14 protein-coding genes and 1 pseudogene are annotated in these 19582 nt (G+C 53.9%); 8 read left to right on the plus strand and 7 right to left on the minus strand.

Annotation, left to right across the window (positions count from 1 at the left end; genetic code table 11):
* Positions 1-19 precede the first annotated feature (19 nt).
* From hcr to aqpZ, 4 genes are all read right to left on the minus strand, one after another.
* Positions 20-988 (minus strand): NADH oxidoreductase, encoded by a 969-nt coding sequence (gene hcr / locus ACWKXN_RS01700; protein WP_214538259.1) that lies wholly within the window; start codon positions 986-988, stop codon positions 20-22.
* Between the two features lie 10 nt (positions 989-998).
* Positions 999-2651 carry a hydroxylamine reductase gene (hcp, locus tag ACWKXN_RS01705; protein WP_202774126.1) on the minus strand — a complete coding sequence of 551 codons (1653 nt, stop codon included), beginning with the start codon at positions 2649-2651 and terminating at the stop codon, positions 999-1001.
* A gap of 144 nt (positions 2652-2795) precedes the next feature.
* Complete coding sequence (locus ACWKXN_RS01710) at positions 2796-3695, minus strand: lysine exporter LysO family protein (protein WP_033145072.1); 900 nt, start codon at positions 3693-3695, stop codon at positions 2796-2798.
* Positions 3696-3875: 180 nt separating this feature from the next.
* Positions 3876-4571, minus strand: coding sequence for an aquaporin Z (gene aqpZ, locus ACWKXN_RS01715; protein WP_033145073.1), 696 nt, complete (start codon positions 4569-4571; stop codon positions 3876-3878).
* A 372-nt stretch (positions 4572-4943) separates the two neighbouring features.
* Between aqpZ and ACWKXN_RS01720 the strand changes: the two genes are divergently transcribed.
* Positions 4944-6602: an ATP-dependent endonuclease gene (locus ACWKXN_RS01720; protein WP_454543233.1), complete on the plus strand. Its 1659-nt coding sequence runs from the start codon at positions 4944-4946 to the stop codon at positions 6600-6602.
* Here the strand turns inward: ACWKXN_RS01720 and ACWKXN_RS01725 are convergent.
* Positions 6599-7555, minus strand: a complete 957-nt coding sequence (locus tag ACWKXN_RS01725; RefSeq protein WP_182931716.1) for a VirK/YbjX family protein — start codon at positions 7553-7555, stop codon at positions 6599-6601. The two genes, ACWKXN_RS01720 and ACWKXN_RS01725, sit on opposite strands and share 4 nt — an antisense overlap.
* Before the next feature lie 159 nt (positions 7556-7714).
* On the opposite strand from ACWKXN_RS01725, the gene macA reads away from it, so the two are divergent.
* Complete coding sequence (gene macA, locus ACWKXN_RS01730; RefSeq protein WP_045887634.1) at positions 7715-8830, plus strand: macrolide transporter subunit MacA; 1116 nt, start codon at positions 7715-7717, stop codon at positions 8828-8830.
* Positions 8827-10767 carry a macrolide ABC transporter ATP-binding protein/permease MacB gene (gene macB / locus ACWKXN_RS01735; RefSeq protein ID WP_029739484.1) on the plus strand — a complete coding sequence of 647 codons (1941 nt, stop codon included), beginning with the start codon at positions 8827-8829 and terminating at the stop codon, positions 10765-10767. Before macA ends, macB begins: the two co-directional genes overlap by 4 nt.
* A gap of 70 nt (positions 10768-10837) precedes the next feature.
* Here macB and cspD read toward each other — a convergent pair whose 3' ends face one another.
* Complete coding sequence (gene cspD / locus ACWKXN_RS01740) at positions 10838-11059, minus strand: cold shock-like protein CspD (RefSeq protein ID WP_006809408.1); 222 nt, start codon at positions 11057-11059, stop codon at positions 10838-10840.
* A 267-nt stretch (positions 11060-11326) separates the two neighbouring features.
* On the opposite strand from cspD, the gene clpS reads away from it, so the two are divergent.
* From clpS to ACWKXN_RS01755, 3 genes and pseudogenes are all read left to right on the plus strand, one after another.
* Positions 11327-11647 (plus strand): ATP-dependent Clp protease adapter ClpS, encoded by a 321-nt coding sequence (gene clpS, locus ACWKXN_RS01745; RefSeq protein ID WP_006174393.1) that lies wholly within the window; start codon positions 11327-11329, stop codon positions 11645-11647.
* 27 nt (positions 11648-11674) lie between these two features.
* Positions 11675-13954: an ATP-dependent Clp protease ATP-binding subunit ClpA gene (gene clpA / locus ACWKXN_RS01750; protein ID WP_008499992.1), complete on the plus strand. Its 2280-nt coding sequence runs from the start codon at positions 11675-11677 to the stop codon at positions 13952-13954.
* A 469-nt stretch (positions 13955-14423) separates the two neighbouring features.
* Positions 14424-14861 (plus strand): annotated as a pseudogene (locus ACWKXN_RS01755) (hypothetical protein).
* Between the two features lie 144 nt (positions 14862-15005).
* Here the strand turns inward: ACWKXN_RS01755 and ACWKXN_RS01760 are convergent.
* A complete protein-coding gene (locus tag ACWKXN_RS01760) occupies positions 15006-16280 on the minus strand; it encodes a transposase (RefSeq protein ID WP_454543234.1) in 1275 nt (424 codons plus the stop codon).
* A 122-nt stretch (positions 16281-16402) separates the two neighbouring features.
* On the opposite strand from ACWKXN_RS01760, the gene ACWKXN_RS01765 reads away from it, so the two are divergent.
* Together ACWKXN_RS01765 and ACWKXN_RS01770 are read left to right on the plus strand one after the other, a co-directional pair.
* Positions 16403-17956, plus strand: coding sequence for a bifunctional metallophosphatase/5'-nucleotidase (locus tag ACWKXN_RS01765; RefSeq protein WP_182931719.1), 1554 nt, complete (start codon positions 16403-16405; stop codon positions 17954-17956).
* 22 nt (positions 17957-17978) lie between these two features.
* The gene (locus ACWKXN_RS01770) at positions 17979-19505 is read left to right on the plus strand and encodes an aryl-sulfate sulfotransferase (RefSeq protein ID WP_454543235.1); all 1527 of its coding nucleotides are present in this window, start codon (positions 17979-17981) and stop codon (positions 19503-19505) included.
* Positions 19506-19582 lie beyond the last annotated feature (77 nt).

Raw genomic sequence — 19582 nt, forward strand, 5'->3', positions numbered from 1 at the left:
ACGATCGAACGTTTACCGTTTATGCGAGGACGAGATCGCCCTGTGGATGGCATGAGCATGCCAGCACGTAACCCTCGGCAATTTCCGCGTCCGACAGCGTCATGGTGCTGGTGACGGTGTACTCCCCGGAAACCACCTTCGTCTTACAGCAGCCGCACACGCCCGCACGACAGGCAGCCACTACCGGCACCTTGTTGCTTTCCAGCGCCTCCAGCAGCGTGGTCCCCACGCGGCCAAAGAAGGTCTGCGCAGGCTGCAGTTTGGTGAAGGTAATGCCGCTTGTTGCCGCTTCCGCCACCGGCGTGAAGAACTGCTCTTTGAAGAAGCGGGTCACGCCAAGCGCTTTCACCTCTTTCTCCACGATATCCATGTACGGCGCCGGGCCGCAGGTCATCACGGTGCGGTTCGCGATATCCGGCACGCTTTGCAGCAGCTCGCGGCTCAGGCGACCGGGCACAAAGCCGTGGGTCGCGTTGTGCTCCGCCACCAGCGTTACCGGATAATCACGCCACTCCCCGGCAAAAATCACATCTTCCGGGGAACGGACGCTGAAGATCGACTGCACATCGGCCTGCGGGCGATTTTTTGCCAGCCAGCGGCGCATCGACATAATCGGCGTTACGCCACAGCCCGCCGCCAGCAGCAGGAATTTATCGTCCGTCTTATCGTCACAGGTGAATTCCCCCTGCGCGTCAGACAGCCAGATGTAATCCCCGCGCTTGACGTCCCGCGTCAGCCACTGCGAGCCCGCGCCGTCGTCAATGCGGCGGACGGTGAGCGTAATGTACTCGCTCACGCCCGGCGTGGAGGAGATCGTGTAGGCGCGCAGCGTGTCCGCCGAATTGCGAACGCTGACCAGCGCGTACTGGCCTGCACGGTACGGATAGTAGTCATGGCACAGCAGCGACAGCGTCCACACATCCGGCGTCTCCTGATGGATGTGATGAACCTGCATCCGCCACGGACATTGTGAGGTTGGCATGGTCATGAATAACTCCTTACGCGCTCAGCAGCTGTTTCATATCATCTTCAACGTTGGTCACGGAACGCAGGCCGAATTTCTCGTTCAGCACCGCCAGCAGGTCCGGCGTCAGGAAGCCAGGCGCGGTCGGTCCGGTCACGATGTTGGTGACGCCGAGAGAGAGCAGGGTCAGGAGGATGACAATCGCTTTCTGCTCGAACCATGACAGCACCAGCGACAGCGGCAGGTCGTTCACGCCGCAGCCCAGTTTCTCCGCCAGGGTGACCGCCAGAATGATGGCCGAGTAAGCATCGTTACACTGGCCTGCATCGATCAGGCGCGGCAGACCTTCGATGTCGCCGAAGTCCAGCTTGTTGAAACGGTATTTGCCGCACGCCAGGGTCAGGATCAGGCAGTCTTCCGGCACGCTGGTGGCGAAATCGGTGAAGTAGTTACGCTCGCCGCGCGCGCCGTCGCAGCCGCCGACGAGGAAGATGTGGCGCAGCTTTTCACGGCTGACGAGATCGATCAGCGAATCAGCGGCACCCAGCAGGGTTTCACGACCGAAGCCGACGGTAATAAGGTGCGGGATCTCGCTGTACGGGAAGCCTGCCATCTGCTGCGCCTGGGCGATAACCGGACCGAAATCGTCACCTTCAAGATGGCTCACGCCCGGCCAGCCAACGATGCTGCGGGTCCAGATGCGGTCATCGTACGCGCCGACGGTCGGGTCGATAATGCAGTTAGAGGTCATCACGATAGGGCCAGGGAAGCGGGCGAACTCCACCTGCTGGTTCTGCCAGCCGCTGCCGTAGTTACCGATGAGATGCTTAAATTTACGCAGCTCCGGGTAGCCGTGCGCCGGCAGCATTTCGCCGTGGGTATAAACGTTAACGCCGGTGCCTTCGGTTTGCTTCAGCAGGTTGTAGAGATCTTTCAGGTCGTGACCGGAAATCAGAATGCACTTGCCTTCGGTTGCCTTGACGTTGACCTGCGTCGGCGTCGGGTGGCCGTAGGTGCTGGTTTCACCGGCATCCAGAATGCTCATCACGCGGAAGTTCATCTGGCCGATTTCCATTGAGCACTCAAGCAGGGCGTTCATATCGGCAGGCCAGGTGCCCAGCCACGCCATGATTTTGTGGTACTGGGCATAAATCTCATTGTCGTACTGACCCAGAACGTGCGCGTGCTCCATATAGGCCGCAGCGCCTTTCAGGCCGTACAGGCACAGCAGGCGCAGGCCGAGAATGTTCTCGCCAATCGCCGCTTTGTCTTTATTCGGGGTGAATTCTGCCGCCTGACGCTGGAGGTCGCCCAAATCGTCGCTGACCAGCTGCAGTTCTGACATCGGGTTTTCCACGCGAGCGGAGGCATCCGCCTTCAGGCACTGGGCTTTCAGCGCCTCACGCAGGGCAATCGCTTCGCGGGCGTAGCCGACAATGCGCGGAGAGTCGAAGTTAACGTTGGTCAGCGTGGAGAAAAACGCGCGCGGGGCGAAGCTGTCGACGTAGTGCTCGACAATGCCGTATTCGCGGGCTTTGAACGCCCATGCGGAAAGGCCTTGCAGAGCCGCAATCAGCAGGTCCTGCAGGTCAGATGTTTCTGCGGTTTTGCCGCACATACCCTGTGCGTAAGAGCAGCCATTGCCTGCCGGGGTACGGATGGTTTGTTCACATTGCACACAAAACATAATCACACCTGTTAAAGTTATATTTGATATACATGTTTAAGGTTATGCCTGTGCCAGAACGGAGAAAAGGGCTTTCTGCTACAAAATAGAGGGAGATTGATTTAGCGCAATTTTGGCGGCAGGAAACCTACCGCCAAAGAAGTATCAGGCAGAGAAGAAGGCCATCAGGACCGGAACCAGCAGGCTTAAAATAAAGCCGTGCACGATAGCCGCGGGAACCATCTCCAGACCTCCGGAGCGTTGTAGTACCGGCAGGGTAAAGTCCATCGACGTCGCGCCGCACAGGCCCAGCGCGGTAGAACGACTGCGGCGAACCAGGCTCGGGATCAGCATGATGGCAATCAGCTCGCGCGCCAGATCGTTAAAGAAGGCGGCGCTGCCGATCACCGGTCCGAATGATTCGGTCAGCAGAATACCGGAGAGCGAATACCAGCCAAAACCGGACGCCATCGCCAGGCCGGTTTTCAGGGGAAGATCGAGAATAAAGGCGTTGATGACGCCCGCCACCATTGAACTGGCAACAACCATAACCGCAACCATCATTCCCCGACGGTTGAGGACAATTTGTTTCAGCGTCATGCCATTATTTCGCAGCTGAATACCGATCAGGAACAGCAGGAAGATCAGCGTATATTCACTGGCCTCAGTCGCGTGCTGTAAAAATGCCCAACCGGTCAGCCCAAGAAGAAAACCGAGCACCACGACGCCGCATAATTTTAATGATTCAAGCGCCATTGCAATTCGTGAAGGGAGTTTTTCCTGATGATGGTGATTTTTCCATGGAATAGTGCGTTCCAGCCACAGCAGCGCGGCAATATTGCACAGCAAAATAACCACTACGGTGACGACAGAATAATGGAGGATGGAGAGTAAATTCGCCGATAAGTTGTCCAGAAATGCCAGGCTAATCCCCATAAAGAAAAGAATAACGTAGACAATCCAGCTCAGGAATCGATTAATGAGCCTTAATGCGGATTCACGATGCAGCGGAATAAGATAGCCCACGATCAAGGGCAGCAAAATGATGAGGAGTCCTGAAAACATGAACAGCCGGTCCTTTTTAGTATCGGTTAAGCGCCAGTGACACTACCCAATAAAGGCTGTTCAGTAAAGCGGCAAAAGAAAGCCGGGTGGCGGCTACGCTTTACCCGGCTTGTGTCTACGTGGGGTGTGCGGCCTGAAGCCCTCACCCCGGACCTCTCCCACGGGGAGAGAGAGGAAAGATTAATCGCGTTTTTCCAGCAGGGTGCGATACAGCACGCCACCCAGAATACCGCCGATAACTGGCATCACCCAGAACAGCCACAGCTGCTCAAGCGCCCAGCCGCCCTGGAAGATGGCGACGGCGGTACTGCGTGCCGGGTTAACGGAGGTGTTGGTGACCGGAATAGAAATCAGGTGGATAAGCGTCAGCGCCAGACCAATGGCAATCGGGGCAAAACCGGCTGGGGCGTGTTTGTCCGTTGCGCCGTGGATCACCAGCAGGAAGCCTGCGGTCAGCACGATTTCAATCACAATGGCAGACAGCATGGAGTAGCCGCCCGGAGAGTGTTCGCCAAAGCCGTTAGAGGCAAAGCCGCTGGCCGCCGCGTCGAACCCAGCTTTACCGCTGGCAATCACGTACAGAACGCCCGCCGCGATAATACCGCCAACCACCTGCGCCACAATGTAGCCAATCACGTCTTTCGCCGGGAAACGGCCGCCCGCCCATAAACCTAACGTCACTGCCGGGTTAAAATGACCGCCGGAAATATGCCCCACGGCAAACGCCATGGTTAATACGGTTAAACCAAACGCCAGCGCGACGCCGACAAAACCGATACCTAATTCCGGGAATGCTGCTGCCAGAACGGCGCTACCGCAGCCACCAAATACCAGCCAGAATGTACCAAAGCATTCTGCTGCCAATTTTCTAAACATAACCACCTCAAATAATTATCCGCACGCATTCCCGCGTGCGGGATATATCGCCATAAAGGGATGACGACTCAAAGAGCCCGTATTTTAAAAACCAACAACACCCCTTCGCCACTTAAATAAATTCGATTAATTTGATTTAAGGCAATGTGATGTCAATCCTTGTTCAAACTGGAGGTAAATAGAGCATAGTCCAATTTGCGGGCGGTAGTATCTTGCGAGATGTGGGTTATTTCAAATGAAACCTGATGGATAAATTCTGAATTTTTCGTGCTTCCGCCAGGTTATGGAGGCGGATTGCAGTGTCAAGCCCGTCTGCATCCCGCTATACTGCTGATAACTTGAAGGAAAAAGTGATCATATCGCGGGGGATTTATGCTTCTCGAACGTGTGGAAATTGTCGGGTTTCGCGGTATTAACCGCCTGTCGCTGCAGCTGGAGCAGAACAACGTCCTGATCGGCGAGAACGCGTGGGGTAAGTCCAGCCTGCTGGATGCGTTGACGCTACTGCTTTCGCCCGAGGACGATCTGTATCACTTCGTCCGCGACGATTTCTGGTTCCCGCCCGGCGACGTGACGGGGCGCGAGAAGCACCTGCATATCATCCTGACGTTCCGCGAATCCGAACCCGGACGTCACCGCGTGCGTCGCTTCCGCCCGCTGTCACCCTGCTGGGTGCCGTGCGATGACGGTTTCCACCGGATTTTCTATCGGCTGGAAGGCGAGATGGCGGAGAACGAGGGGGTACTCACCCTGCGTGATTTTCTCGATCAGAAAGCCAACCCGATCCCGCTGGACAATATCGACGACCTGGCCCGCCACCTGATCCGCCTGACGCCGGTGTTACGCCTGCGCGATGCGCGCTTTATGCGGCGTATTCGTAACGGTACCGTACCCAATATGCCGGAAGTGGAAGTCACCGCCCGCGAGCTGGATTTTCTGGCCAGAGAGCTGGTGTCGCGTCCGCAGAATCTGACCGATGGCCAAATTCGTCAGGGATTGTCCGCAATGGTGCAACTCCTGGAGCACTATTTTTCCGAGCAGGGAACCTCTGAGTCGCGCCACCGTCTGATGCGCCGCCGCTCTCATGATGAGCAGCGAAGCTGGCGTTACCTCGACATCATTAACCGGATGATCGACCGGCCCGGCGGTCGCACCCATCGGGTGATTCTGCTGGGGCTGTTTTCAACGCTTCTGCAGGCCAAAGGCACCGTTCGTCTGGACCGGGACGCCCGGCCGCTGCTGCTGGTGGAAGACCCGGAAACGCGCCTGCATCCCATCATGCTCTCCGTGGCATGGCATCTGCTGAACCTGCTGCCGCTCCAGCGCATTACGACCACCAATTCCGGGGAATTATTATCGCTGACGCCGGTAGAACACGTCTGTCGCCTGGTGCGTGAATCCTCCCGCGTCTCCGCTTTCCGGCTTGGGCCGGGCGGTTTGAATGCGGAAGACGGGCGGCGCATCGCGTTTCATATTCGCTTTAACCGGGCGTCGTCGCTCTTTGCCCGCTGCTGGCTGCTGGTGGAGGGGGAGACGGAAACCTGGGTCATCAACGAACTGGCGCGCCAGTGTGGCCACCATTTTGATGCGGAAGGCATTAAGGTGATCGAATTCGCCCAGTCGGGATTAAAGCCGCTGATAAAATTTGCCCGTCGGATGGGGATCGAGTGGCACGTGCTGGTCGACGGTGATGAGGCGGGTAAAAAATATGCCTCGACCGTGCGGAGCCTGCTGAATAACGAGCGCGAGGAAGAGCGCGACCATTTAACCATGCTGCCCGCGATGGACATGGAACACTTTATGTATCGGCAGGGGTTCGACGACGTCTTCCACCGAATTGCCATGGTGCCGGTCGATGTCCCAATGAACATGCGGCGGGTGATCGCCAAAGCCATTCACCGTTCGTCAAAACCGGATTTAGCCATTGAAGTGGCGACGGAAGCGGGAAGGCGCGGCGTGGAGGCGGTACCGACCCTGCTGCGGAAGATGTTCTCCCGCGTGCTGTGGCTGGCACGCGGGAAAGCGGATTAGCGCTGGGTCGCCTGTTTCACCTGCTGAATCAGGCTATCCAGCAGCTCGTAGCGGCGGCGATATTCGGAACGTTTTTTGCTGGCGATCTCTTCCATCGGTTTACGCGGCATGACGAGCGGCAGCATAAAGTTACCGTTGTCCTGCTTTTCACCGCCGATGGAGAGCCAGAAACTGTCGTAATCGGCCAGCAGTTTGCCCTCTTTTTTCTTACGGTAGCGCCAGCTGCGATAAATGTGGGTATCGTTACTGACGGCGACTATTTGCTCTACCGGGAACGCGGCGCCGAGCGTCATTGCGGCCTCGACCAGCAGACGTTTCGGGAACAGACCGTGGCAGGCTTTCGTCGCACCCTGGATCAGCTCGTGGGGAACATGCGCTTTTGCGCCCTGCAAACCGCCAATGAACAGCGTTGATTTTCCCTCAAACTGGCATAGCGTAAAGGTCATCTCCGCCAGCGCCGTATTTTGACTGTCACAGAAAACGAGGGTAGCTTCTCCCTCTTTATCCATAAACGCGTCGGCACACAGGCGGACGGTAAATTGCTGTTCATCTTTTCCGGTTAAGGTCAGCAGAGTCACGCCCTGCTTTGAAAGGTAACCCTTTGTCAGCGTTGCCGGCAGCTGGCGACACATCATCTGATAGTGCCAGGACAGCGATTCCAGCGCACGCTGTCGATCCATATTGACCGTCAGCCACGGACGATGAAGGCGACACGGCAGCCCCGGCTGAACCTGGAGCATTTGCATCAGGTGCGGATGTTTCGCAAGATCAGACAGCAGGCGAGCGGTGCTGAGCGGTGTCGCCAGTGAACGCAGCATGAACTTACGTCGGTAGGCGGTTTTTTCCCATGCCAGCCCGGGTGCGATCTCACCAAAAGCCAGGTTTTTGAAGAGTTGCCAGCCGGTTTTTGGCTGCGGCAGGTTTGAAAGTGATGTATCGACGATAGAAGACATGGTAGATCCTAATCCTTTTGGAATATCGCTATTTCAACAGGGGAAATGTCAACGTCTCGTAAACAAATTAGGACGATTTCGGAGAACAGGGGTTTCGTTGAGGAGTCGTTTAGATAGAATCAACATTTATAATTGCCAGAACATTTATTTGGAATATTTATGAACCTCAAGGGAAAACGCAGAACGCTGTTTCTGCTGCTGGCGGTCGCGGTTTTAGCCGGTGGGTACTGGCTATGGCAGGTGCTGAATGCGCCGGTGCCGCAGTATCAGACACTGATTGTTCGCCCGGGCGAACTGCAGCAAAACGTCCTCGCGACGGGCAAGCTTGACGCGCTGCGCAAGGTTGACGTCGGCGCTCAGGTCAGCGGCCAGCTGAAAACGCTGTCGGTTGAGATTGGCGACAAGGTGAAAAAAGGCCAGCTGCTCGGCGTTATCGATCCTGAGCAGGCTGAGAACCAGATCCGCGAGGTGGAAGCCACGCTGATGGAGCTGCGCGCGCAGCGTGCGCAGGCGCTGGCAGAACGTAACCTGGCTCAGGTTACGCTGACCCGTCAGCAGGCGCTGGCCAAAACCCAGGCTATTTCAAAACAGGATTTAGATACTGCCACCACAGAACTGGCGGTCAAACAGGCGCAAATTGGCACGATTGACGCGCAGATCAAACGCAACCAGGCCTCGCTGGATACGGCAAAAACTAACCTCGACTACACCAAAATCGTCGCGCCGATGGCGGGCGAAGTCACCCAGATCACCACGCTGCAGGGCCAGACGGTGATTGCCGCGCAGCAGGCGCCAAACATTCTGACGCTGGCTGACATGAGCACCATGCTGGTCAAAGCCCAGGTCTCAGAGGCGGATGTTATCCATCTTAAGCCCGGACAAAACGCCTGGTTTACGGTGCTGGGCGACCCGCAGACGCGCTACGAAGGCGTGCTGAAAGACATTCTGCCGACGCCGGAAAAAGTTAACGACGCTATCTTCTACTATGCCCGCTTTGAGGTGCCAAACCCGCAGGGCGTGCTGCGTCTGGACATGACCGCACAAGTGCATATCCAGCTGACCGGCGTGAAGAACGTGCTGACCATTCCGCTCTCTGCGCTCGGCGAGTCCGCCGGGGAGAGCCGTTATAAAGTGAAAGTGCTGCGCAACGGCGAAACGCGCGAACGCGAGGTCGTGATCGGCGCGCGCAACGACACCGACGTGGTGGTGGTGAAAGGTCTGGAAGAGGGCGAGGAGGTTGTTGTCAGCGAAAGCCTGCCCGGAGCCGCTAAATGACGGCGCTGCTTGAGCTGAATAACATTCGTCGCAGCTATCCGTCAGGCGACGGTCCGGTGGAGGTGCTGAAGGGCATCTCCCTGCGCGTCGAGGCGGGCGAGATGGTGGCGATTGTCGGGGCATCGGGTTCCGGTAAATCGACGCTGATGAACATTCTCGGCTGTCTGGATAAACCGACCAGCGGTACCTATCGCGTGGCCGGGACGGATGTCTCCACGCTGGACGGCGACGCGCTGGCGAAGCTGCGCCGGGAACATTTCGGCTTTATCTTCCAGCGTTACCATTTGCTTTCTCACCTGAATGCGGCGCAGAACGTGGAAGTGCCTGCGGTGTATGCGGGCGTCGAGCGGAAAAAGCGACTTGAGCGCGCGCAGATGCTGCTGACGCGTTTGGGGCTGGCGGAGCGGGTGGAGTACCAGCCCTCGCAGCTGTCCGGCGGCCAGCAGCAGCGCGTGAGTATTGCCCGCGCCCTGATGAACGGCGGGCAGGTGATCCTCGCGGATGAACCGACCGGGGCGTTAGACAGCCATTCCGGCGAAGAGGTGATGGCAATCCTCCATCAGCTTCGCGATCAGGGCCACACGGTGATTATCGTCACCCACGATCCGCAGGTGGCGGCGCAGGCGGAACGCATTATTGAGATCCACGACGGCGAGCTGGTCAGCAATCCGCCGCCGCGTGAGTCCAGGGCAGCGGCGCCGAAAGAAGTGCTGCCGGCATCAACCGGCTGGGGGCAGTTCTCCAGCGGCTTTCGCGAAGCGCTGACCATGGCCTGGCTGGCGATGGCGGCCAATAAAATGCGTACCCTGTTGACGATGCTCGGCATCATTATCGGTATCGCCTCGGTGGTGTCGATCGTGGTGGTGGGCGACGCGGCGAAGCAGCTGGTGCTGGCCGATATCCGCGCCATTGGCACCAATACCATTGACGTCTATCCCGGCAAAGACTTTGGCGACGACGAGCCGCAGTATCAGCAGGCGCTGAAATACGACGATCTGGCGGCGATTCAGAAGCAGCCGTGGGTGAACTCCGCCACGCCTGCGGTTTCGCAGAACCTGCGTCTGCGCGTGGGCAACGTTGACGTGGCCGCCAGCGCTAACGGCGTGAGCGGAGACTACTTCAACGTCTACGGCATGACCTTCAGCGAAGGCGCTACCTTCAACGCCGAGCAGCTGGCGGGCAGGGCGCAGGTGGTGGTGCTGGACGCGAACTCGCGCAGGCAGCTTTTCCCAAACAAAGCCAATGTGGTGGGCGAAGTGATTCTGGTCGGCAACATGCCTGCCACGGTCATCGGCGTGGCGGAAGAGAAGCAGTCGATGTTTGGCAGCAGTAAGATCCTGCGCGTCTGGCTGCCCTACACCACCATCTCAGGGCGGATTATGGGGCAGTCATGGCTCAACTCCATCACCGTACGCGTGAAGGAGGGCTACGACAGCGCGCTGGCCGAACAGCAGCTTGAACGGCTGTTAACCCTGCGCCACGGGAAGAAAGATTTCTTCACCTGGAATATGGACGGCCTCTTGAAAACGGCGGAAAAGACCACACGTACTCTTCAGCTGTTCCTCACGCTGGTGGCGGTGATCTCGCTGGTCGTCGGCGGTATCGGGGTGATGAATATCATGCTGGTGTCGGTCACCGAACGTACCCGGGAGATCGGCATTCGCATGGCGGTCGGGGCCCGGGCCAGCGACGTGCTGCAGCAGTTTTTGATTGAAGCGGTGCTGGTGTGTCTGGTTGGCGGGGCGATGGGCATTGCGCTCTCGATGATGATCGCGTTTGCGCTTCAGCTCTTTTTACCCGGCTGGGAGATTGGCTTCTCGCCGGTTGCCATTATCACCGCATTTTTGTGTTCGACCTTTACCGGCATTTTGTTTGGCTGGTTGCCCGCACGCAACGCGGCGCGGCTGGATCCGGTGGACGCGCTGGCTCGGGAATAACCCGAAAATAAAAATGCCAGCCGATCGGGCTGGCATTTTGACTGCGGGATGTACACAATAAAACAGAGAGCTATGCAACCGTCTCTGCTTCAACGGGTACGATTAGGCTGGCATGATTGCCTTTTGGTCCCTGATGTACATCGAACCGGACGGACTGCCCGGCTTTGAGCGTTCTGTAACCATCCATCTGAATGGTGGAATAGTGAGCGAAGATATCCTCGCCGCCGCCTTCGGGGCAGATGAAGCCAAACCCTTTGGCGTTGTTGAACCACTTAACAGTACCCATTTCCATGCTTCGACATCCTTCGTAAATCTTATAAGTTAAGATGGAATGAACCGGTGGTGGAGTGGGGGCTGTTCAAAACCTCGCCATCTCACGCTTGTACAATTTAGAGAAACGAAAGAAGTCGTCAAGCGTTTGGCGCTGGAGATGGGACAATAATCAACCAAAGTTTGAAGCAGTTAACGCTATTGCAACAGTTTGTGACAGACATCGCGGATGACAGTAATAGATGATTGTTATCTAACATCTGAGGTAGATTCAAAGTGGTTATGCATAATGGGTAAGACCAACGATTGGCTGGATTTCGACCAGCTGGCGGAAGACAAAGTGCGCGACGCGCTAAAACCGCCATCTATGTATAAAGTTATGTTAATGAACGATGATTACACGCCGATGGAATTTGTTATTGACGTGCTACAAAAGTTCTTTTCTTATGATGTAGAACGTGCAACGCAACTGATGCTTACCGTTCATTATCGTGGCAAAGCTATCTGCGGCATCTTCACAGCCGAAGTGGCGGAAACCAAAGTGGCGATGGTGAACGACTATGCGAGGGAGAACGAGCATCCGTTGCTGTGTACGCTGGAAAAGGCCTGATAAGGCATAAAATTGGGGGAGGTGCCTATGCTCAATCAAGAACTGGAACTCAGTTTAAACATGGCTTTCGCCAGAGCGCGTGAGCACCGACATGAGTTTATGACCGTCGAGCATTTACTGCTCGCACTGCTTAGCAACCCATCTGCCCGCGAAGCGCTGGAAGCCTGCTCCGTGGATCTGGTGGCGCTACGTCAGGAACTCGAAGCCTTCATCGAACAAACCACACCGGTGCTGCCAGCCAGTGAAGAAGAGCGCGACACTCAGCCGACGCTCAGCTTCCAGCGCGTGCTGCAGCGCGCGGTATTCCACGTCCAGTCTTCCGGGCGTAGCGAAGTGACTGGCGCAAACGTCTTAGTCGCCATCTTCAGCGAGCAGGAGTCACAGGCTGCCTACCTGCTGCGCAAACACGAAGTCAGCCGCCTCGACGTGGTTAACTTTATTTCTCACGGAACGCGCAAAGACGAGCCTAACCAGGCATCGGATTCCAGCAATCAGGTCAATAACAATGAAGAGCAAGCAGGCGGGGAGGATCGTATGGAAAACTTCACCACCAACCTTAACCAGCTTGCTCGCGTTGGCGGTATCGACCCGCTGATTGGTCGCGATAAAGAGCTGGAGCGCGCGATCCAGGTGCTGTGCCGTCGCCGCAAGAACAACCCGCTGCTGGTGGGTGAGTCAGGCGTGGGTAAAACCGCGATTGCCGAAGGGCTTGCCTGGCGCATTGTGCAGGGCGACGTGCCGGAAGTGATTGCCGACTGCACCATCTACTCGCTGGATATCGGCTCGCTGCTGGCGGGCACCAAATACCGCGGTGATTTTGAAAAACGCTTCAAGGCGCTGTTGAAACAGCTGGAGCAGGACACCAACAGCATCCTGTTTATCGATGAGATCCACACCATCATCGGCGCAGGTGCGGCCTCCGGTGGCCAGGTAGATGCCGCGAACCTGATCAAACCGCTGCTCTCCAGCGGCAAGATCCGCGTGATTGGCTCCACGACCTACCAGGAGTTCAGCAACATCTTTGAGAAAGACCGTGCGCTGGCGCGTCGCTTCCAGAAAATCGACGTGACCGAGCCGTCCGTCGAGGAAACGGTGCAGATCATCAACGGCCTGAAGCCGAAGTATGAAGCGCACCACGACGTGCGTTACACCGCGAAAGCGGTACGTGCGGCGGTGGAGCTGGCGGTGAAATACATCAACGACCGTCATCTGCCGGATAAGGCGATTGACGTGATTGATGAGGCAGGGGCGCGTGCGCGCCTGATGCCGGCCAGTAAGCGTAAGAAAACCGTCAACGTGGCGGATATTGAGTCCGTGGTGGCCCGCATCGCGCGTATCCCTGAGAAGAGCGTTTCTCAGAGCGACCGCGACACGCTGCGCACCCTCGGCAATCGCCTGAAAATGCTGGTCTTTGGTCAGGATAAAGCCATTGAGGCCTTAACCGAAGCAATCAAGATGGCCCGCGCCGGGCTGGGGCATGACCACAAGCCTGTCGGTTCCTTCCTGTTCGCTGGCCCGACCGGCGTGGGGAAAACCGAGGTGACGGTTCAGCTCTCCAAAGCGCTGGGCATTGAGCTGCTGCGCTTTGATATGTCCGAGTATATGGAGCGTCACACCGTCAGCCGTTTGATTGGTGCGCCTCCGGGCTACGTGGGCTTTGACCAGGGCGGCCTGCTCACCGACGCGGTGATCAAGCATCCGCACGCGGTCCTGCTGCTCGATGAAATCGAGAAAGCGCACCCGGACGTGTTCAACATCCTGCTGCAGGTGATGGACAACGGGACGCTGACCGACAACAACGGGCGCAAGGCGGACTTCCGCAACGTGGTGCTGGTGATGACCACCAACGCCGGCGTGCGTGAAACCGAGCGTAAATCCATCGGCCTGATCCACCAGGATAACAGCACCGATGCGATGGAGGAGATCAAGAAGATCTTCACGCCGGAGTTCCGTAACCGTCTGGACAACATTATCTGGTTCGATCACCTGTCTACCGAGGTGATCCATCAGGTTGTGGACAAGTTCATCGTCGAGCTGCAGGTTCAGCTGGATCAGAAAGGCGTGTCGCTGGAAGTGAGCCAGGAGGCCCGCAACTGGCTGGCCGAGAAAGGCTACGACCGTGCGATGGGTGCCCGTCCGATGGCGCGCGTGATTCAGGACAACCTGAAGAAACCGCTGGCGAACGAGCTGCTGTTTGGCTCGCTGGTGGACGGCGGTCAGGTGACCGTGGCGCTGGACCAGGCGAAGAACGAACTGACGTATGATTTCCAGAGTGCGGCGAAGCACAAGCCGGAAGCGGCTCACTGAGTTAAACGTTAATGTTAAAAACCGGGCATTTGCCCGGTTTTTTTATGCCTGCCAAGGTAAAAGCAAAACGACAACAGTGTTGTCGTTTCTAGTGTTTTCTCCCTCTCCCTGTGGGAGAGGGCATCAGGCCGCAGAGGAATTTTGCAAGGCGCTTTCCAGTTTCTTTCGAAGTCAGTTGCTGGATAAATCTACAGTAATAAAATGGCGGCGCACCTGCAAAATCAGGTGCCGGGATTGGCGTCCTGATTACACATGAGAAATGATGTTGATACGTCAACTATCATCAGGTTCGTTCACACTTTTGAAAGCTAGCGATATAATCCGCAGACTCAATTATGGTGGGCTGAACCGGGGCTTCTTTTGAAGCGCCGATTTTCCCGTGTGGGTCGGTACGCCAAACCGGTTCAGTCTGCCACCTGAGTTGGCGTTCGGGTGGAGATCTCATCATTTCACACGGAGTCAAAATCAAATGGAACATAACAATCTTTCACTGCTTTACAGCGAACTCTCCCTCAACCCCGATCTCCCAACCCTTGCAGAGCGCTGCAAACTGCTCACTGAAATCCTCCTCGACTGCACATCACTCCCACAAACGCAGCCCGTTTGCCGCTGCCTGGGTGCGTATCTGGAAGAAATGAAAGCTGGCCTCACAGAATAAATGTGTGATTTTCAGGTGGTGGAATTTGAGGACGAAGCGGAACAACCGCGACAAAAAGAGTGGCTGCTGGAAGATACCGAAACAAAGTGTGATTACTGCCGGGCGTTAAACCACATACTGCTGGTATCGCATTTTGACCGCGATATGTTGCCGCACCTGACGGGACTGCTGCATGACATAACGCATTCGATGGTCGCAGATGTCGTTGCACCTCAAAGTGCAAAAACGGTAATTCACATTATTTCCTGACGTCGATCCGAGGCGTCGGGGGAGTTCCTCTGACGCCAAATGGATTAATCTTCGTAAAAATGGGTGTTACGGGAAGACGTTAATAACTTTTGATGACAATAAAATAGTGCAGTTCGCTGCCGTACAGCTCGCGTTATGTAGCCCTTAACTGCCTGAATTTTCCTTCATCTGTTGGTTGTAAATACAGCCAAGACCCACTAAATGCTGGCTCACTACCCGCGCCCCAAAGTTATGACATCGTAATGACCATGGATGGGATTTCAGCCAGACAGCAAATGCAGTGCAGGATGCAAGTGAAATCAACGCGGGCTCCGCTGTACTTTGCTGTCCGGTCAGTAGGCCAATCATCTTGCATATCTCGCCATTATCCCAACGCTGCCACACATTTTTCCACCATCCTATTTTCCAGCTACCAGTAAGGCAAAATGCTTTGTCAGAGAGGTTGGCGTTTTCAATATTTTCAGACACAAACCAAAGATCGGTTTTCCCAAGTCGGACTTCTGTTGACCAGGCCGTTATAGCCCCGCCGCGCAAAACGCACTCGTGGGCGAGATAATGATCGGTTACACCCGGGAAGCGTCGTTTTAATCTCTGGAAATGACTGTGTATGGTAATGACAGGACGGACCATGCTTCCCCGGTCGTTTCGCTTAAGCTCGGCACTACCGTACTGAATTTCATCAAATTGACTCCGTTTAAGAAATTGCATCTCTTGCTCCCGAATAAGATCGGTATTGCTCGACGGTAGTATCGAAGAAGGGAAAGACTTAGAACCCTGATAGAGCAATGAATCACCTGCCTTCCAGTCGCAATAGTTGGTTGTTACTTGAATAATTTTGCCGGAGTCAGCATCGGCACTGATCACAACATACAGTTTCTGCCTCGCAGAATGACCCTGAAACGGTATAACCATTGTGGTCGTTGACACCCTTGTTAGCGCAGGGAGTGAAACATGCAGATCGTGTTCGAACCCGTTAACCGCGTGTGCAAGGACCCTTTGGTTTGTCGTTTCACCAGAGTGCACCCCTTGTTCGAGCTGGGAAAGAAGGGTGAGATTTTTATTCAGGCCTACAGCATTGTCATAGTGTGGAGTAAATACATAACGGCAGGTGCAACATTGAAAGCGGGGTGTTCTGGCTTTTGTGTATCCATAGCGAATGATGTGCGCTGTAAAACAGCGGGGACAACCTTGTCCTGTATTTCCTAATTTTCGTTGCATGAATTGACTGAACCACTCGTCACATTCTTTTGTATTAAAAATTGGAGGAAGACTGCCACATTTTTGACATTCAAGAGCAGCGTAGCCCAGACGATAAACAGGAAAAACATAATCACTCGCATCTGGTATTCCGAGATTTGGACATGACCAGCTTTTACAAACATTGAGATCTATTTTTGGAGCGGATTCCATGTGCTTCACCAACTGATTCTGTTAGTCGCAAATTTTCGCGTCTCCCTTTTCCATATGTCGTGAGAAGGTTCACAAAATCTGTTTTTTGCTAATCGATAATGAAATTCTTTCTTTAATTCGAGAGTTAAAAAATGAAAAAAACAGTAATCGCGGTTTTATTACTATCGGGATATGCTTCGCTAAGTCCAGCGCAGGACGTTACCGTCATTTATACCAATGACCTGCATGCACATGTTGAGCCCTATAAACTCCCTTATGTTGCAGAAGGTAAAAGAGCTGTCGGTGGCTTCGCAAATATTGCGACTTACGTTAAGCAAGAAAAGCAAAAGAATAAGGCTACTTTTTATTTCGATGCTGGAGATTACTTTACCGGTCCGTACATTAGCAGCCTGACAAAAGGGCGGGCAATCATAGATATTATGAATACAATGTCATTTGATGCTGCATCTGTCGGCAATCATGAGTTCGACCATGGATGGGATAATACGCTGATACAGCTCAGTCAGGCTAAATTCCCGATACTGTTAGGGAACGTGTTTTATAAAAATAGTAATGTCCTTTTCTGGAATAAGCCGTATACCATCATCGAAAAGGATGGCGTTAAAATTGGGGTCATTGGGTTGCATGGCGTATTCGCTTTCGATGATACCGTTTCATCGTCAATGCGTCAGGGTATTGAAGCGCGTGACGAGGTGAAATATCTCCAGCGTTATCTGGATGAACTACGTGGAAAAGTAGATATAACCGTTGCACTCATGCATGAAGGTTTCCCTGCACGCCAGTCCAGTATCGGCAATACTGATGTCAAACGCGCCCTTGATAAGGATATCCAGACGGCGAAGCAGGTGAAAGGACTGGATATTCTGATTACCGGACATGCGCATGTTGGAACGCCGGAGCCGCTTAAAGTAGGTAACACGCTGGTGCTTTCGACTGACAGCGGTGGGATTGATATTGGTAAGCTGGTCCTGGATGTGGATCTAAAAAAACATCACAACAAAATAAAAAGCTTCGAACTTAAAACCCTTTACGCTGATGAATGGAAACCCGATCCGGCAACTCAGAGTGTTATTGATAGCTGGAATAAACAGCTCTCCGAAACGGTTCGCCAAAAAGTTGGAGAGACGCCTGTTACGCTTACGCGCGCCTACGGAGAATCATCTTCGCTGGGCAATTTATTTACCGATGCAATGCTTGCTGCTGCGCCTGATGCGCAACTGGCGCTCACTAATTCAGGTGGTCTGCGGGCTGATTTGAATGCCGGTCCGATAACCCTCGGCGATGTTATCAGCGCGTTTCCGTTTCCAAATGAGCTTACCGTAATGGATTTGAATGGGAAATCCTTACGAAATCTTATGGAGCACAGTGCGTCACTCACTAACGGTGTTTTGCAGATGTCGAAAGGACTGGAGATGCGCTACGACCAACATAAACCTGTCGGACAACGCGTTGTACTATTTACGCTTAATGGCAAGCCAATTGTAGACTCTGAAACCTATCGCGTAGCGACAAATAGTTTCCTTGCTCCTGGTGGCGATGGCTTTACTGCATTCATTGATGGTCAGAACAAACAGGTAAAAGGTGGATATAACCTTTCCGATGCGGTTATTGATTACCTGGTGAAAGGAAATAAGATCATTCCCCAACAGGTGAATGAGATGCGAGTAAAAGAAGTTACACAGTAATAATTAACAACAGGTGAATAATATGGCAATTACCTATCTTGGAATGGAACTCGCCCCTGCTAACAACCAGCTTGCGGTCTATCTGAAGTTTATAATTGATGAGGCGATAACATATTCCTATACGGTACTGGGAAGATCGACTAGCACGACAAGTTTAAACTTTACGTATTCATCAAATGACATTGTCTCTTTACCTGAGATAAAAATTCCGGTTATTGGACTGTATGCAAACTACCTTAACCATGTGCAGGTTGTCTTTAAAAACCTTAGCGGAGTGGAAGTTTTTAATCAAACCATCCAGGTAAGCACACAGGAACAACTCTACCGCGATGGGACAATTTTCCATATCGATATTGAGCAAACGGATCCCGCTAACTTCACGACCGTATGGGGAAACAGTTGGTTAATGACTACCAATTGTGATGGCTACGACCGGAACGGCGATCTTCGCTGCTATTATGCTCAGCCCTACCGTAATCAGATGCTAAAAACGCATAATGGTTATTTCTATATCGGCAGTGATGAAGATGAACACTGGTATGGGCGACGCTTTTTCAAAATCGATATTTTGGGCAACGAGATTCTGGAGTTTGATTTACGTGACCACGATGGTAACCGCTATGCTAACACCCACGATCTGATCTGGGATTCCGCCGATAATCTTTTCATGATTGGTAATGATAACCCGGACCGTTCGACCAACACGATGAGACAGGACGCATCAATTTTAAAATTTGATGAAAAGACAGGCGTGATGCTGTGGGCAAAAAATTATACTCGTGCATTTGATAATACTCAGATCCTGAATAATAGCCCCACAAACGATGCTCACCTTAACTCGCTTTCCTGGATCCCCGCGGGTGAGGCAAATGCTGAAGCGATTGTTGTCCATACTCGCTCTGCAGGCCTGACGTTTGGTATTTCTCCTGCCGACGGCAAGATATTATGGAGTATTAATACCGGGGGATTTAACGGTAATTTCGCAGCAGGACAGGGCGTTACGCAGATAGATACTTCCGGTATTGAGAGTTTTGAAAATGGCGCTCATACCGTATTCGTCACTAAAAATAGCGCTTTTGCTGGGTTAAGCAATGAGACTGAAGGAAAATTTGTTCTTTCGCTCTTTGATAATCGCTCCTGCGTTGATAATGAAGGCAATGCGGTTACTCGAGATATTACACGTGATTCAACGGCTGATTCTTACAAAACCGATCCTGCGAGAGTCATGTTCTATGCTGTTGATCTCGTCGCCAATACAGCAACCCAGGCAGGTAGCATTATCCAGTTACCCTCCGATCGTGTTCCTCAGGTCACTGATTTTATGGGGGCAGCAATAGATTATGGTGACTACTATGGCATCTACACCAACCACGCACGCTCTTTCTTTATCAGCGATGCAACAGGCCATATTATTGCCACAATCTACGATCTGATTTGCTCGATGGATGGCTATCCAGAGTTCCCTGGTGAATGCTACCGGGCAAGGTTGTTTGCAAAAGACGAGCTTGATGCTTTGATAAATATAGGTTATCAGGTGGCAAACGGCTGATAGCATAGCAAGATACAGCCATTAAAAGGGCATTGCTGTCGAACAGACAGCCCTGACGCTGTATCGAACGGCAAAAA

The sequence above is a fragment of the Enterobacter sp. UPMP2060 genome (assembly GCF_053709655.1).

Coding starts and splice junctions, on each gene's coding strand:
- hcr (WP_214538259.1), bottom strand. CDS start 988: ATGACCATGCCAACCTCACAATGTCCGTGGCGGATGCAGGTTCATCAC.
- hcp (WP_202774126.1), bottom strand. CDS start 2,651: ATGTTTTGTGTGCAATGTGAACAAACCATCCGTACCCCGGCAGGCAAT.
- ACWKXN_RS01710 (WP_033145072.1), bottom strand. CDS start 3,695: ATGTTTTCAGGACTCCTCATCATTTTGCTGCCCTTGATCGTGGGCTAT.
- aqpZ (WP_033145073.1), bottom strand. CDS start 4,571: ATGTTTAGAAAATTGGCAGCAGAATGCTTTGGTACATTCTGGCTGGTA.
- ACWKXN_RS01720 (WP_454543233.1), top strand. CDS start 4,944: ATGCTTCTCGAACGTGTGGAAATTGTCGGGTTTCGCGGTATTAACCGC.
- ACWKXN_RS01725 (WP_182931716.1), bottom strand. CDS start 7,555: ATGTCTTCTATCGTCGATACATCACTTTCAAACCTGCCGCAGCCAAAA.
- macA (WP_045887634.1), top strand. CDS start 7,715: ATGAACCTCAAGGGAAAACGCAGAACGCTGTTTCTGCTGCTGGCGGTC.
- macB (WP_029739484.1), top strand. CDS start 8,827: ATGACGGCGCTGCTTGAGCTGAATAACATTCGTCGCAGCTATCCGTCA.
- cspD (WP_006809408.1), bottom strand. CDS start 11,059: ATGGAAATGGGTACTGTTAAGTGGTTCAACAACGCCAAAGGGTTTGGC.
- clpS (WP_006174393.1), top strand. CDS start 11,327: ATGGGTAAGACCAACGATTGGCTGGATTTCGACCAGCTGGCGGAAGAC.
- clpA (WP_008499992.1), top strand. CDS start 11,675: ATGCTCAATCAAGAACTGGAACTCAGTTTAAACATGGCTTTCGCCAGA.
- ACWKXN_RS01765 (WP_182931719.1), top strand. CDS start 16,403: ATGAAAAAAACAGTAATCGCGGTTTTATTACTATCGGGATATGCTTCG.
- ACWKXN_RS01770 (WP_454543235.1), top strand. CDS start 17,979: ATGGCAATTACCTATCTTGGAATGGAACTCGCCCCTGCTAACAACCAG.